The sequence below is a fragment of the Deltaproteobacteria bacterium genome (assembly GCA_005879535.1).
Classification (GTDB): Bacteria; Myxococcota; Myxococcia; order Myxococcales; family 40CM-4-68-19; genus 40CM-4-68-19.
Window position 1 is genome coordinate 53,120 of the sequence record VBKI01000066.1, and the last position, 14,827, is coordinate 67,946.

Sequence of the window (14,827 nt, forward strand, 5' to 3'; positions counted from 1 at the left end):
TTAGCGGACATGTCCACGCGCGGCACCATCCTGGTGGTCGACGACGAGCAGGCGAACCTGGACTCGCTCGAGCGGATCTTCGCGCGCGAGGGGTATCGCATCCTGCTCGCACGCAACGGTCAGGCGGCGGTGGAGACGCTGCGCGCCGAGCCGGTGGACGTCGTGCTGACCGACCTCATGATGCCGGCGATGAGCGGGCAGGAATTGCTCCGAGCGGTGCGGGCCGTCGCGCCCGACGCGGAAGTGGTCCTGATGACCGCCTACGGGACCGTGGACGCCGCGGTGGCGGCGATGAAGGACGGCGCCTACGACTTCCTCACCAAGCCGCTGAAGCGTCATGCGGTGCTGAAGAGCGTCCAGCAGGCCATCGAGAAGCGCCGGCTCGTGCAGGAGAACAAGCAGCTTCGCGCCCGCCTCGCCGGGGCCGAGCAGCCCATCGTCGGCCAGAGCCCGTCGCTGCGCGCGACGCTCGACATCATCCGGCAGGCGGCGCCCTCCTCGGCGACGGTGCTGCTGCTCGGTGAGAGCGGCACCGGCAAGGAGCTCTTCGCGCGCGCTCTCCACGAGCACTCGGCCCGCGCATCGGGGCCTTTCGTGCCCATCAACTGCGCCGCGATCCCCGAGACGATCCTCGAAGCTGAGCTCTTCGGGTACGAACGCGGCGCATTCACCGGCGCGGTGCAGCGCAAGGAAGGCCGCATCGAGCGGGCCCAGGGCGGCAGCCTTTTCCTCGACGAGGTCGGCGAGCTGACGCCGTCGGTCCAGGTGAAGCTGCTCCGCTTCCTGCAGGATGGGGAGATCGAGCGCCTGGGCGGAACCGGCACCATCAAGGTGGACTGCCGTGTGGTGGCCGCCACCAACCAGGATCTCTCCGCGCGCGTCCGCGAAGGAAAGTTCCGCGAGGACCTCTACTACCGGCTGAACGTCATCCAGGTGGTGCTGCCGCCGCTGCGCGATCGCGTGGAGGACGTTCCTCTCCTCGCCGACCACTTCATCGCGCGGTACGCGGCCAAGAACGGGAAATCGATCCGCGGCCTCACGCGCGCGGCGCTCGCCGCACTGGAGGCCTACCCTTGGCCCGGCAACGTCCGAGAGCTGGAGCACGCCATCGAGCGCGCTGTGGTGCTCTCGCGCGGCGAAGAGATCGACGTGGACGATCTGCCGGAGTCCGTTCGCGCCGGGGGCGCCGCGCGCAATGCCGGCGTGGCCGGCGCCCTCGAGGGTCGTACCCTCGCGGTGCCGCTCGGGACGACGATGGAAGAGATCGAGCTGCGCGTCATCCGCGAGACGCTGCGTCAGACGAAGGGAGACAAGAACCTCGCCGCGCAGCTGCTCGGCATCGCCGCGCGCACCATCTATCGCAAGCTCGATCGGGAGAAGGACTAAGCAGCGTTGGCGGCCGGTGACAAATTGTCACGCCGGCAATGCTCGCCGTTGTCACCTTGTCGCCCGGCCGCCCTCCAACCGTCCCGAGCGACGGATTCCTGAGCGGCTCCGCTGGCATGGCGCTTGCTGCTCCGCTCGGTATGGAGCTCGTCCTCCAGCGATACTCGTGGGCGTTCGACGCCGTCGCAGTGTTGCTCGGCGCGTATCTCGCCGCGCGCACCGTGAACACGATCGCCGCCGCCGCCATCGCGCCGAAGCCCGCCCTGGTGCAGCAGGCTGGAGCCACGCCGCAGTCCGCCGCCCAGCCGCAGCGTGTGGAGCTCGACGCCGACAAGGTGGCGAAGCTGTTCGACGTCCCGCTGCCGAAGCCGCCAGCGCCCGGCGCCGAGACGACGCAGACGCAGCGCGCCGGCTGGAACCCCGTGCCCGTCCGCTCGTCGCTGCACGGCACTCTGATCGGAACCGCCATCGCCGATCCCGCGAAGTACTCGCTTTGCCAGATCACCAACCCGGACGTGAACGAGACGCAGGTCTATGCCATCGGCGAGAAGTACCAGGACGCGCGGATCTACGCGATCGAGAAGGAGCGCGTGCTGATCGACAATGCCGGCGTCAACGAGTACATCGACAACAGCCTCGCCGCGCCGCCCAACCTGGGAGTGATCCCGATCGTCCAGCCGGGCGCCCTGGGACAGGCGCAGGCCGGCGGCGGCGAGGGCGTCCGGCAGCTCTCCGAGAACCAGTACGTGGTGGCGCGGAGCGAGATCAACAACGCGCTCACCAACCTCTCCGACCTCGCCACCAAGGCGAGGATCGTCCCCTCGTTCAAGAACGGGGTGGCGAACGGGTTCAAGCTGTTCTCCATCGTGCCCGATTCGCTCTACGCCAAGATCGGCGTGCAGAACGGCGACGTGATCCGGCGCATCAACGGCTACGAGATGAACAGCCCGGACAAGGCGCTGGAGATCTACCAGAAGCTGCGCGACGCGAACCGCATCGAGATCGAGCTCGAGCGCCGCGGCGAGACCTTGCGCAAGACGTACTCCATCGAATGACCCGGGAGAACTTCGTGCATCCCCTGCGCTGGGCTTTCTTGCTCCCGCTCGCGGCGACCCTCGTCGCCGCGCCACCGTCGCGCGCGCAACAGCAGCCGCCGCCGCAGCCGCCGCCGGAACTGCCGCCGCCGCAGCAACAGCCGCCGCAGCAGCAACAGCCGCCGCCCCCGCCGCAGACGCCTCCACCGCGGCGACCCGTCCCGATCGTCCCGCCGCGAACGCCGCCGGCAAATCAGCCCGCTCCTGCGCAGCCCGGGGCGACGCGCGCCACCCAGCCGCCACCGAGCGCGCCCGTCGACAAGAAGGAGATCCACAACCAGGCGCGCACGGTGGTGATGTCCTTCGACAAGCGGGACCTCACCGAAGTGATCCAGTTCGTCAGCCAGTTCACCCAGCGCAACTTCATCTTGCCGGAGCGCGTCGCCGGGAAGATCACCATCCTCTCCAACTCGCCGATCCCCGCCGACGACGTGTGGAACGTCTTCGTCGCCGCACTCGACGCCAACAACTGGTCCGTCTATCCGGTCGGCAAGTACTGGAAGCTCGTGGAGAAGAAGCAGTCCTCCCGCGCGAACATCCCCATCTATCTCGACCGCGGGCAGGAGGCGCCGCCCACCGAGCAGATGGTCACCAGGCTGTTCAAGCTCCGCTATGTCGAAGCGGACCAGATGCGCAACGTGCTGAACCAGTTCACGTCGCGCGACTCCGATTTCCAGATCTTCCCGCCGGACACGCTGGTGATCAGCGACCTCGGCCTGAACATGCGCAGGCTGGAGAAGCTGGTCGCGCAGCTGGACCAGCCGGGCGGCTCCGAGGAGATCCACATCGTCCCCGTGCAGTACGCGGGAGCGCAGGAGCTCGCGCAGAAGCTGACCGAGATCTTCCAGGCGCAGGCGCCGGCCCAGCGGGGCGGCGTCGCCCGCCAGCTCGGCGTCGCCGAGCCGGTCGTCCAGCCCGGACAACCGCTCCCCGTCCCTCAACCCGGACAGGCCCCTGCCGGCACCGGCGGCCCGGTGCAGATCGGCAAGATCATCCCGGAGGAGCGGACGAACAAGCTCATCGTCATCGCCGGCGCCCGTTCTTTCAACCGGGTGATGCAGCTGATCCGCCAGCTCGACGTCCCCGCCGGCGAGGGCGGTGTCCACGTCTATTACCTGGAGAACGCCAAGGCCGAGGACGTCGCCGCCACGCTGCAGGCGCTGGCGCAGGGAGCCGCTGCGCGACACACCACCGGACCCACGGGTGCCGCCGGGGCGCGCCCCCCGGGTCCGCCGCAGGCGACGCCGGCCGGGGCCGCAGCCCCTGCGGGACCGGTCTCCGCCGATCTCTTCGCCGGCGAGGTGAAGATTACCGCCGACAAGAACACCAACTCGCTGGTGGTGATCGCCTCGCAGGCCGACTACCGGAACCTGGTCAAGGTCGTGGAGCGTCTCGACATCCGCCGCCGCCAGGTATTCGTCGAAGCGGTGATCATGGAAGTGAATCTCGAGAACGACCTCGAGGTCGGCGTCTCCGCGCACGGCGGTACCATCCTCAACGACGTCAGCTTCCGCGGAGCAAAGGGCGACGCTCCCTTGGTCGTCGGCAGCGAGCTCGGCGGCCTCAGCTCCCTCGGCGGCGTGACCTCGCTGGGATCGCTGGGAGGCTTCCTCGCGGGACTGCAGGGCCCCCCCATCACGGTGCCCGGCCTGAACGTCTCACTGCCCTCCTTTGCCATCCTGCTCAACGCATTGCAGAGCTCGAGCGACGTGAACGTGATCAGCACTCCCCACGTGATCATGACCGACAACACCGAGGGAGAGATCACCGTCGGCCAGAACGTCCCCTTCCAGGCGGCCTATTCGCCGACCAGCTCGGCGCTGACCTCTCTCGTCTCCGGCACCTCGGGGACCACCACCGGCACGACGAATACCGCCGCCACCTCGTTGCTCGGCCTCGGCGGCCTCGGGTCCCTCTACGCGCCCATCCAGCGGCAGAACGTCGAGCTGCGCCTGCGGATCAAGCCACAGATCAACGAGAGCGACTACGTCCGCCTCGACGTCGACGAGCAGACCGAAGAGATCGCCAGCGTCGACAAGCAGCTCGGTCCCACCACCTCCAAGCGCAGCGCGAAGACCACGGTGGTGGCCAAGGACCAGGAGACGGTGGTGATCGGCGGACTGATCCAGGAGCGCAGCACCCGCAGCGTGCAGAAGGTCCCGGTGCTGGGATCGCTGCCGCTGCTCGGCTGGCTTTTCCGCAACGAGTCGACGAAGAAGACCAGGACGAATCTATTGTTGTTCCTCACTCCCTACATCATCCGCGACCAATCCGATTACCGGCGCATCTTCGAGCGCAAGATGTCCGAGCGCGCGGAGTTCGTGAAGCGCTTCTACGGCGACGAGGGCCGCTACGAGGCCGCCGTCGACTACGACCGCAAGCCGGGACCGCTCGCCCGGGTGCGACGAGGTGTGCAGCAAGAGCTGAACCGCTACGAGAACGGGGGCCCCGGCGGCGCCGATCAGCGGGTCATTCGCCCCGGCCAGCGTTATGCTCCGCCGGAGCTGGACAAGGGCGGAGTCAACCCGGCGATCCGGATTCCATCGCCTGCTCCCCTTCCCGCCGAGCCGAAGCAGGAGCCTGCGCCGGGCACGCAGGCGCCCCCCGAACAGCCGCCGCCAGAGCCGGCGCCGTCGGAAGAGAAGCCCGATCAGGAGGGTTGACGCAGGATGGAAGGCATCGCAGACGCGCCCGCGCGCAAGCCCGCCCCGCGCAACCTGACCGGGCTGCGGCTCGGCGAGATCCTGCTCGCGCACGGCGCCGTCACGCGCGAGCGCGTCGACGAAGCGCTGGCGGCGCAAACCGAGCGCGGCGGTCGACTCGGCGAGGTGCTCGTCTCGCTCAAGGCGTGCTCCGAGGAGCAGGTGCTGAAGGCGCTCGCGGCGCAGCTCGAGCTTCCCTACCAGATGCGGGTGGGAACCGAGGAAGTCTCGCAGGACCTGATCTCCAAGGTGCCCATCAACTTCGCCAAGCAGGCGCGGCTCCTTCCCCTGCGGATGGACGGAGACCGCGTGGTCGTCGCCATGGCCGATCCGATGGACACCGGCGCCGTGGACAGCCTGCGCCTGCTGCTCGGCGCCTCGGTGTCGACGTTGATCGTCCCCACCCAGTCCATCCTCGACTGCATCAACTCGGTCTACGACCGCGCCCGGAACGAGGCGGAGCAGCTCGTCGGCGATCTGGAAGCGGGCGACCTCGACACCGTCGCACACGAGTTGGAGGAGCCTCAGGACCTGCTCGACTCGAGCGACGAGGCGCCCATCATCCGGCTCGTCAACTCGCTCCTCTTCCGCGCCGCGAAGGAACGCGCGAGCGACATCCACATCGAGCCGCAGGAGAAGGACATCTGCGTGCGCTTCCGGGTGGACGGCGTTCTGCAGGAGGTGATCCGCCCGCCCAAGCGGTTCCAGAACTCGATCAGCTCGCGCGTGAAGATCATGGGCGGGCTGAACATCGCCGAGAAGCGGCTGCCGCAGGACGGTCGCATCCGCGTCAAGCTCGCCGGGCGCGATATCGACATCCGCCTCTCCACCACCCCCACGGTCTTCGGCGAGCGGGTGGTGATGCGCCTTCTCGACAAGAGCACGGTGCTCCTCGACCTGGTGGAGATCGGGATGGACAAGGAGCAGCTCCGGATCATGGAGTCGCTCATCCACCGCTCGCACGGCATCATTCTCGTCACCGGACCCACCGGCTCGGGAAAGACCACCACGCTGTACGCGGCGCTGAGCCGCATCAACCGCCCCGACCTGAACATCATGACCATCGAGGACCCGGTCGAGTACCAGCTCCAGGGCATCTCGCAAACGGCGGTGAACCCGAAGATCGAGCTCACGTTCGCGAACGGGCTGCGCAGCTTCCTCCGCCAGGACCCGGACGTAATCATGGTCGGAGAGATCCGTGACCTGGAGACGGCCGAGATCGCCATTCAGGCTTCGCTCACCGGCCACCTGGTCTTCTCCACCGTCCACACCAACGACGCCGCCGGCGCCGTCACCCGCCTGGTGGACATGGGGGTGGAGCCGTTCCTCGTCGCCTCCTCCCTGATGGGCATCCTCGCCCAGCGCCTCGTCCGCGTGGTCTGCAAGGAGTGCCGGGTTCCCTATTTCCCCACGCCCGAGGAGCTGAAGGAGATCGGGCTCACTCCGGACGACGTGCGCGAGACCAGCGGCGGGATGCTCTACAAGCCAGGCGCCTGCGAGCAGTGCAACAACACGGGGTACCGGGGGCGCTCCGGCATCTACGAGATGATGCTGATGGACGACGAATTGCGCCAGCTCACGCTCAAGAACGTGGACAGCGGGACCATCAAGCGGCAGGCCGTGAGCAAGGGCATGCGCACGCTGATGGACGACGGCGCGCAGAAGGTGATGCGCGGGATCACCAGCGTGGCGGAAGTCCTCAGCGTGACGCAGGAGGACATGGCCTAGGCCACCATGCCCGTTTTCGAGTACACGGGCCTCACCGAGGCCGGCAAGAACGTCCGCGGCATCCGGGACGCGGAGAGCAGCAGGGTCCTGCGCCAGATCCTCCGCAAGGACGGCGTCTATCTCACCGACGCGCGGGCGGCCGAAGCGGGCGCGGTGGCCGGCGAGCAGAAAACCGGCCTCTCGCGCGAGGTCGACCTCGGCGCCATGCTCGGATTCACGGGCGTGTCCACGCAGGACCTCGCCATCGCCACCCGCCAGCTCGCCACCTTGATCGCTGCCGGCATCCCGCTGGTCGACGCTCTCACCGCGCTCGTCGATCAGATCGAGCAGCCTCGCCTGAAGCGGATCATGGGGGTGGTGAAGCAGAAGGTGAACGAGGGCTTGTCGCTGGCCGACGCCCTGCGCGAGCATCCGAAGGTGTTCTCCGACCTGTACGTGAACATGATCCGCGCCGGCGAGAGCTCCGGCGCCCTCGACGTGGTGCTGGTGCGCCTCGCGGACTTCACCGAATCGCAGGCCCAACTGCGCAACAAGATTCTCGGCGCCATGCTCTATCCGGCGATCATGGTGGTGGTCGGCATCGCCATCGTCAGCATCCTCTTCGTGGTCGTCATCCCGAAGGTCACCAAGATCTTCGAGGACATGAACGTCACGCTGCCCTGGACGACGCGCATCCTCATCGTCGTCTCCTCGTTCGCGCGCGACTACTGGTACCTGGTGGTGGTCCTGTTGCCGGCGCTCGTCTTCGGCGTGCGGCGGTACGTGCGCAGCCCGCGCGGCCGCGCGTTCTGGGATCGCGCGAAGCTGCGGGCACCGATCTTCGGAGAGCTGATCCGGATGTTGGCGCTGTCGCGTTTCGCCAAGACGCTGGCCACGCTGCTGGCGAGCGGGGTTCCGCTGCTCACTGCGATGGACATCGTCAAGAACATCGTCAGCAACACGCTCCTGGCGGATGTGATCGACAAGGCGCGCGACGCGATCCGCGAGGGCGAGTCAATCGCCGCGCCGCTGAAGCGGTCGGGCCAGTTCCCGCCGCTCGTCTATCACATGATCGCGATCGGCGAGCGCAGCGGGCAGTTGGAGGAGATGCTGCAGAACGTCGCCAAGAGCTACGAGGCCCAGGTGGAGATGCGGGTCGGCGCGCTCACCTCGCTGCTCGAGCCGGTGATGATCGTCGCCATGGGTGGCGGCGTGGCGTTCATCGTCTTCTCCATCCTCATGCCGATCATGCAGCTCAACACCTTCGTTCCCAAGTAAGAGGCACACATGTTTGCAAAACATCTGAGAAAGGCCGGCAAGGCCGCCGCCCGCGGCATGACGCTGATCGAGATCATGGTGGTGCTGGTGATCCTCGGGCTGATCGCCGGAGCCATCGGCTACAACGTGTTCCAGTCGCTGAAGGACGCGCAGGTCAAGACCGCCAAGCTCGACCTGCAGGCGCTTTCGAACAGCATCGATCTCTACCACGTGGACACAGGCCAGTGGCCGGACACGCTGCAGCAGCTCCTTCCCAAGTACGTGCGCGAGATCCGCAGGGATCCCTGGGGCAAGGACTATGCGTACCTGCGCACCGGCGAGGGATACGACGTCTACTCCTACGGCCCGGACAAGGCGCAGGGGGGCGGCGACGACATCCTCGTCCATGGCGGCGACAGCGCGGGTCCTTCCACCGCCGGGAAATAGCCATCCGGATGCGCGCGCGCCGGGACAGGGGCATGACGCTGATCGAGGTCGGCGTTACTCTCGCGGTGGTGGCGCTCATGCTCGCCGTCGCCGTCCCGGCCCTCTCCTCCGTCACGCGCGCACAGCTGCGGCAGAAGAGCGGACAGCTCGCCGGGGCTGTCCGCTCCCTGTACGGCAGCACCGCCATCGGCGGGCATACCTGCCGTCTGGTGCTGGATCTCGATGCGAACGCCTACTGGTCGGAGTGCGCGAAGACCAACGTGCGGCTCGCGCGGGAGGGCGAGCAATCCCGGAGCGGAGCGCGGATCCCGGGCGCGGACGAGTCGCTGCAGACGCGGGCGACGTTGTCCGACGAGGACCGGGAACGGCTCGAGCTCGCGCGGAAGAGCGCCTTCTCCGCTTCGCCGGACATTCCCAGGACCGAGCTCGGGGGATCGGTGAAGTTCACCGACGTCTGGGTGCAACACCAGACCGAGCGGTACACCACCGGCCAGTCGTTTCTCTATTTCTGGTCGAGCGGTCTGACGGAGGAGGCGTCGATCCACGTCGCCCAGGCCGACGACGTCTACTCCCTGCTCGTCTCGCCCCTCACTGGCCGTGTCCGGGTGGTGGCCGACCGCGTCGATGCAACGGGGCAGACCCGATGAGGCGCGGTTTCACGTTGCTGGAAGTGATGATCTCGCTGGCCATCCTGGCCATCGCGCTGGTTGCCATCTCGGGACTCAACGGCGGTGCCGTGACGATGCACGCCTACGGGCGACGGGCCACGGAGGCGACGCTCCTGCTGCGCGGCAAGATGCTGGACGTCGAGGACGACCTGCAGAAGAACGGCTTTTCCGACTTCGACGACGAGAAGCACGGCGATTTCACCGACGACGGCGCCCCCCCTTACGCCTGGAGCGCGGAGATCCTCCGCCCCGACGTCCGGCTCGACCCCGCGCAGCTCCTCAGCCTGATCGGCGGGGGAACGCAAGGACAGGGAGGAACCTCGCGGACCGGCAGTCTTGCCAGCGCCGCGTCGGCTCTGGCCGGCTCGCTGCTGGGCGGATCGGGGAGCGCACCCGTCCCTTCCGGTGGCGGAGCAGCGGCGCTGTTGAGCGGGCCCATCGGCGGCATCCTGCAGGGGCAGGCGACCACGTTCATCGAGACCCTGAAGAAGAGCGTCCGCGAGATCCGGCTGACGGTGAGCTGGAGCGACGGGAAGGATCGCCGCTCGGTGTCCGCGTCGCAGATCGTCGTCATCCTGCCGCAGGGGGCGGTCCCGAATCCGGCGCTTCAGAACACCGTCTCGCCACAGGGTGGGCAGCAGGTGACGCCGCGGAGTACGCAGCCATGAACAGGCGCGGGTTCACCTTGCTGGAGGTGATGATCGCCGTGGCCGTGATGGCGCTCATCGGCGGTCTGACCTGGAAGAGCTTCGACGGCGCATACGATCTGAAGCGCCGGGTCGAGAGCGCGGAGGAGCGGGATCAGACCGTGCGCGGAGCCCTCGACCGGATCGCCCGGGAAGTCTCGATGACGTTCCTCTCCGAGCACTACGATCGCAAGCGCTTCCGCGAGCGGCCCACGTTCTTCACCCTCAAGGACGGCCGTAGCGAGGCCATCCTCACGCTGACCTCGTTCGCCCACCAGCGGCTGCACGTCGACGCCAAAGAGTCCGACCAGGCGGTGTTCGACTACCGCCTCGATCGCGATTCCAACGGGAAGAGGTCGCTCTTTCGCCGTGTGAAGTCGCAGATCGACGAGGAGCCCGACCGCGGCGGTGAGAGGGCCGTCCTGGCCGAGGACGTGCTCCGCTTCACTGTCCAGGCCTGGGACGCAACCGCCCGGGAATGGCGCGACGAGTGGCAATCGAATGCGCCCCCGCGCACCGGTGGCGCGGTGCTGCCGTCTCGCGTGCGCATCGCCATCACCGTGCTCGACGAGCAGGGAAAGGAGCGGACCTGGTCGACGCAGGCCCGCATTCCTCTCTCCACGCCGCTGGACTTCTGAGATGCGCTCCGCTCCCGTCCAGCACCGCGGCATCGCGCTGATCCTGGTCCTCACCACCATCGCCATCCTCGCGGCCATCGGGGTGGACTTCAGCTACAGCTCGCGCGTCTCGCTGAAGCTGGCGGAGAACCTGCGCGACGAGACGCGAGCCGAGTATCTGGCGAAGTCGGCCGTGAACCTCTCCCGCCTGCTTCTCCACTTCCAGAAGCAGGTCGATCAGCTCGGCGGCCAGGTCGCCGGCGGAATCGCCGGATCCATTCTCGGCGGAGCGGCCGGGGGGACCACTACCGGACAGCCGCGCACTCCGGCTGCCGCCGGCACGAACAATCTCGGCATCCGGCTCTGGCAGGTCGTGCCCATCGACTCCAACGCGTTCAGCGCGCTGCTGTCCGGCAACATCGTCGGGCTCCAGCAGCCGCCAGGCAGCGACGCGCGCACGCTTCCTCCGCCTCCACGAGAGACGCGGGCGGTGAGCCACACCTTCGGTGCCTTCGACGGCAGCTTCCACGCGAAGATCGTGGACGAGAACAGCCGGATCAACGTGCAGGCGCTCGACGCCCTGGGCAACACGCCGCTGGCGGTGCTGACGCAGCTGCGCGCGATGATGGCCGATCCGAAATACGACTTCATCTTCGACGAGGAGGATGCGAACCGCGACCGCGTCCGCCGAGACGACGTGATCCTGGCGTTGAAGGACTGGATCGACATCGACGAGACCGCCACCGCGCTCGATCCCGCGAACCCGCAACGCCCGTTCGCCAACGGGTTCAGCGACGAGAACGCCGCCTACTCCCGGTACGAGCCGCGGTACAAGGCGAAGAACGGGAGGTTCGACAGCCTGGAGGAGCTGTACATGGTCCGCGGCGTCAACGACCGGTTCATGGCGGCATTCGGGGATCGGCTCACCATCTGGCCGGACATCAACTCCAAGCTCAACGTCAACACCGACGACCCGCAGCAGATGCTCACCAACATCCTGATCGCCGCGGCCAACGCCAACGATCCGAAGCTGCGCGATCCCCGGCTGTTGCAGACCATCCTGCAGGAGATCCAGCTCCGGAAGATGTTCTCCTTCTTCGGGCTCTCCGCGCAGGACTTCGTTTCCATCCTGCAGGCGAACGCCATCCGGCTGCGGCCGGAAATCGACCCGGCGCAGCGCGGCAACGCCAACAACCTGTTCGGGTCGACGAGCGACACGTTCCGCATCAGCGCGACCGGGCGGGTGGGCCGCATCGAGAAGCAGCTCACCGCCGTCGTCCGATATGACGACGGAATGGGAAAGATGCTGTACTGGAAGGAAGACTGATGCACCGGAACGTGGGCCTCGATTGGGCGCAGGACTCGCTGCGCGTGGCGACGCTGCAGAGCGGCTTCCGCGGCTTCGCCGTGCAGGACGTGCGATCGGCGCTCCTGCTGGCCGACGGCACTCCGGCGGAGCGCCTGCGAGCGGGACTCGCCGCGCTCGATCTGACACCACCTCTCGGCCCGGACGACTCCCTGGCGGTAGCCCTTCCCGGCTCGCTGGCCGCGACGCACCTGATCACGCTGCCCTTCTCGGACCCGAGGCGGATCGAGCAGGTGCTTCCCGCCGAGGTCGAGGGCGCGATCCCGTTCGACCTGTCCGAGGTGGTCTGGGACGCGGCGGTGCTCGGACTCGTCGGCGGGAAGGCGGAAGTGCTCGTCGGCGTGGTCAAGAAGGCGGCCCTGCGCGAGCACCTCGATGCTCTCGCCGCCGCAGGCCTCGACCCTCGCGTCATCACGTTGGCGCCGCTGGCGCTCGCCGCTCTCGGCGAGCGTCCCGTCCTCGTCCCCGAGGGCGAGGCCCCCTTGACGGCGGCGCTGCTCTACGCCGGCCCGGAGCGGGCCGATCTGGTGGTGCTCGATGCGGGCCGGCCGGTCCTCGCCCGCGCCCTGGCCGCCTCGAACGCCGCGGCGTGGACGGCAGCCATCACCGATCCCGCGGCCCGCGAGCGGCTCCTTTCGCTGTTGGCCAGGGACCTCAAGATCTCGCTGCGCTCACGGAACGCCGCGCCGCAGAGGTTGCTGTTGGCGGGCGCCGTCGCCTCGCTGCCGGAAGCGACCGAGCGACTCTCCGCGGAGACCCATGTGCCGGCCGAGCCGCTCACTCTCCCGGCGGGCGATCCCGGGGATGCATTGGCTCTGGGCCTCGCCCTGCGGGCGCAGTTTCCGCGCGGACGGGTCAACTTCCGAAAGGGCGAGTTCGCCTTCACGAAGGATCTGTCCCACGTCCGCGGCAGGCTGGTCCGGATCGGGATCGCCGCGGCGGTGCTGCTCGTGCTCGGCCTCGTCCTCGGCATCGCCCGCGTCACCTCGCTGCACGGGCAGATGGCCGAGTACGACGACGCCGTCTGCACCGCGACCCGCCGTATCCTCGGAACATGCCTGACGGATTATCGGCAGGCCCTGGCCCAGCTCTCCGGAGGCCGCTCGCGCGCAGCCGGAATTCCGCGCGTGTCCGCCGCCGACGTGCTCGCCGAGCTGGTCGCGCACATGCCCGAGGGATCGTTGCCGCTGCTCGAGGACGTCGAGGTGACCACGGCGTCGGTGCGGCTGAGGGGCACGGCGGAGACTTTTGGCAAGGTCGAGGAGATCACCGCGGCGCTGCGCAAGAATCGCTGCTTCGGGGAGATCAAGCCGCCCAAGACAGACAAGGCGCCTGGCGGGAACAGGGTGACGTTCGCGATGGACTTCCCGTACACGTGCTCAGGCGAAACCTCGGGAGGCGCGTGATGCATCGCGTGCTCGACCGCATCCGCGCCCTGTGGGCCGACGCTCAGGCCTGGATCGCCGCTGCCTCTCCGCGGGAGCGCCGGTTGGTGCTGATGGCGGCCGGAGGCGTCCTGCTCTTCGTGGTGCTGATTGCCTGGGCGAGCTTCAGCGCCGCCATCCGCCGCGCCGAGTTTGCGCTGGACGACAAGCGCGCCGACTTCGAGAAGATCTCCCGCCTCGCTGGCGGCTACGGCGCCCAGGAACAGGAGCGCCAGCTGCTGGAAGCGCGCCTGCGGCAGAGCCCGCCGGCGCTGATGACCTTCGTGGACGCGACCGCGCGCAACGCCGGCGTCGAGGTCGGGGGGATGAGCGACCGTGGCGTCATCTCCGGCGGCCAGAACGGAAGGCCCCGCGAGACGTCGGTCGAGGTCAATCTCGGCAAGGTCTCGCTGGACAAGCTGGTAAAGCTGATCACCGACATCGAGCACAGCCCCGGCGTCGTGCGCGTCCGCCGCTTGCGCATGCGAAAGGCGTACGAGAACAAGGATCTGCTGGATGTATCCCTGAGCGTGAGCGCCTGGCAGGGGTCCTGATGGCATCGGAGCTGGCGATCTTCGCGCGCTATCCGGTGCTGCGCCGCCTGCTCCTGCCCGCCGGAGGATTCCTCGCCTTCCTCTTGTTCCTCGTCTTCACCTTTCCCTACGACGTCCTCGCGCGTCGGATCGAGATCGAGGCGCAGCGGGCAGGCGCCGAGCTGACTCTCGGCAGCGTCGGCGCCGGCGGTCTCGCCTCGGTGCGGGCGCGCGACGTGCGGGTGCGGATCCTGCCGGCCGGGTCCGCGCCCTGGCCCGAGCTCCGATTCGATCGGGCCGTGGTCAGCCCCGATCTCTTCGCGATGCTCCTGCGCCGGACGTCGTTCGGCTTCTCGGTCCAGGGATACGGAGGGACCGCCCGGGGCCACGTCGCCCTCAGCAATGACCCGCGCGTGCCCGGCGTCTCGTCGTTCCGGCTCGATGCTTCCGACGTCGATCTGGCGGCGTTGCCGCTCCGCGAGATGGCGGGAGTGAGCGCGAGCGGCAAGCTGCGGATGAAGGCAGATCTACCCGCATTGCTGCCGGTGGAAGTGGCGCGCGGCGCGCTGACTCTCTCGCTCGACGATGGCACGGTGACCGGCGGCGCCGTGATGGGGTTCGCGATCCCGCGGACCGCCGTCGGCCGGCTGGACGGCTCGGTCTCGGTGGAAAAGGGCATCGCCCGCGTCGAAAAGACCGGGACGCGGGGCGGCGACGTCGAGGCAGACATGGACGGCAACGTCAACCTGCGGCCCCTGCTCTCGCTCTCGCAAGCCGACCTTCATCTCCGCTTCCGCCCCGGCGATCGCTGGCTGAATGAGAACGCGGCCATCAAAGGGATGATGGGCCTGATCCAGAACGCGCGGCAGGGCGACGGCAGCTACGTCTTCACGTTCACGGGTCCTCTCTCCCGGCTGCAGGCGCGGCCGGGCAGGTGACC

General features: G+C 68.3%; 11 protein-coding genes. All 11 read left to right on the top strand.

From position 1 onward, the window contains the following. Window positions 1-9: 9 nt before the first annotated feature. Genes E6J58_13385 through gspN form a run of 11 tightly spaced genes read left to right on the top strand, consistent with a single transcriptional unit; the run spans window position 10 to window position 14,825 of the window. Complete coding sequence (locus E6J58_13385) at window positions 10-1,386, top strand: sigma-54-dependent Fis family transcriptional regulator (GenBank protein TMB36708.1); 1,377 nt, start codon at window positions 10-12, stop codon at window positions 1,384-1,386. A gap of 38 nt (window positions 1,387-1,424) precedes the next feature. After that, on the top strand, window positions 1,425-2,441 hold the full coding sequence (locus tag E6J58_13390; protein ID TMB36709.1) for a general secretion pathway protein GspC: 1,017 nt from the start codon (window positions 1,425-1,427) through the stop codon (window positions 2,439-2,441). After that, entirely contained in the window at window positions 2,438-5,143 is a 2,706-nt protein-coding gene (gene gspD / locus E6J58_13395; protein TMB36710.1) for a type II secretion system protein GspD, read from the top strand. The genes E6J58_13390 and gspD overlap by 4 nt, the downstream gene beginning before the upstream one ends. Window positions 5,144-5,149: 6 nt before the next feature. Then, window positions 5,150-6,910 (top strand): type II secretion system protein GspE, encoded by a 1,761-nt coding sequence (gene gspE / locus E6J58_13400; protein ID TMB36711.1) that lies wholly within the window; start codon window positions 5,150-5,152, stop codon window positions 6,908-6,910. 6 nt (window positions 6,911-6,916) lie between these two features. Further along, window positions 6,917-8,167 (top strand): type II secretion system protein GspF, encoded by a 1,251-nt coding sequence (gene gspF, locus E6J58_13405; GenBank protein TMB36712.1) that lies wholly within the window; start codon window positions 6,917-6,919, stop codon window positions 8,165-8,167. Between the two features lie 9 nt (window positions 8,168-8,176). Next, window positions 8,177-8,593, top strand: a complete 417-nt coding sequence (locus E6J58_13410; GenBank protein TMB36810.1) for a prepilin-type N-terminal cleavage/methylation domain-containing protein — start codon at window positions 8,177-8,179, stop codon at window positions 8,591-8,593. A gap of 8 nt (window positions 8,594-8,601) precedes the next feature. After that, window positions 8,602-9,240 carry a type II secretion system protein gene (locus E6J58_13415; GenBank protein TMB36713.1) on the top strand — a complete coding sequence of 213 codons (639 nt, stop codon included), beginning with the start codon at window positions 8,602-8,604 and terminating at the stop codon, window positions 9,238-9,240. Beyond that, entirely contained in the window at window positions 9,218-10,585 is a 1,368-nt protein-coding gene (locus tag E6J58_13420) for a prepilin-type N-terminal cleavage/methylation domain-containing protein (protein ID TMB36811.1), read from the top strand. The genes E6J58_13415 and E6J58_13420 overlap by 23 nt, the downstream gene beginning before the upstream one ends. Further along, window positions 10,449-11,891, top strand: coding sequence for a general secretion pathway protein GspK (locus E6J58_13425; protein ID TMB36714.1), 1,443 nt, complete (start codon window positions 10,449-10,451; stop codon window positions 11,889-11,891). The genes E6J58_13420 and E6J58_13425 overlap by 137 nt, the downstream gene beginning before the upstream one ends. Next, a complete protein-coding gene (locus E6J58_13430; protein ID TMB36812.1) occupies window positions 11,848-13,908 on the top strand; it encodes a type II secretion system protein M in 2,061 nt (686 codons plus the stop codon). The genes E6J58_13425 and E6J58_13430 overlap by 44 nt, the downstream gene beginning before the upstream one ends. Continuing rightward, window positions 13,908-14,825: a type II secretion system protein GspN gene (gene gspN / locus E6J58_13435; GenBank protein ID TMB36715.1), complete on the top strand. Its 918-nt coding sequence runs from the start codon at window positions 13,908-13,910 to the stop codon at window positions 14,823-14,825. The genes E6J58_13430 and gspN overlap by 1 nt, the downstream gene beginning before the upstream one ends. The last annotated feature ends 2 nt before the right edge of the window (window positions 14,826-14,827 follow it).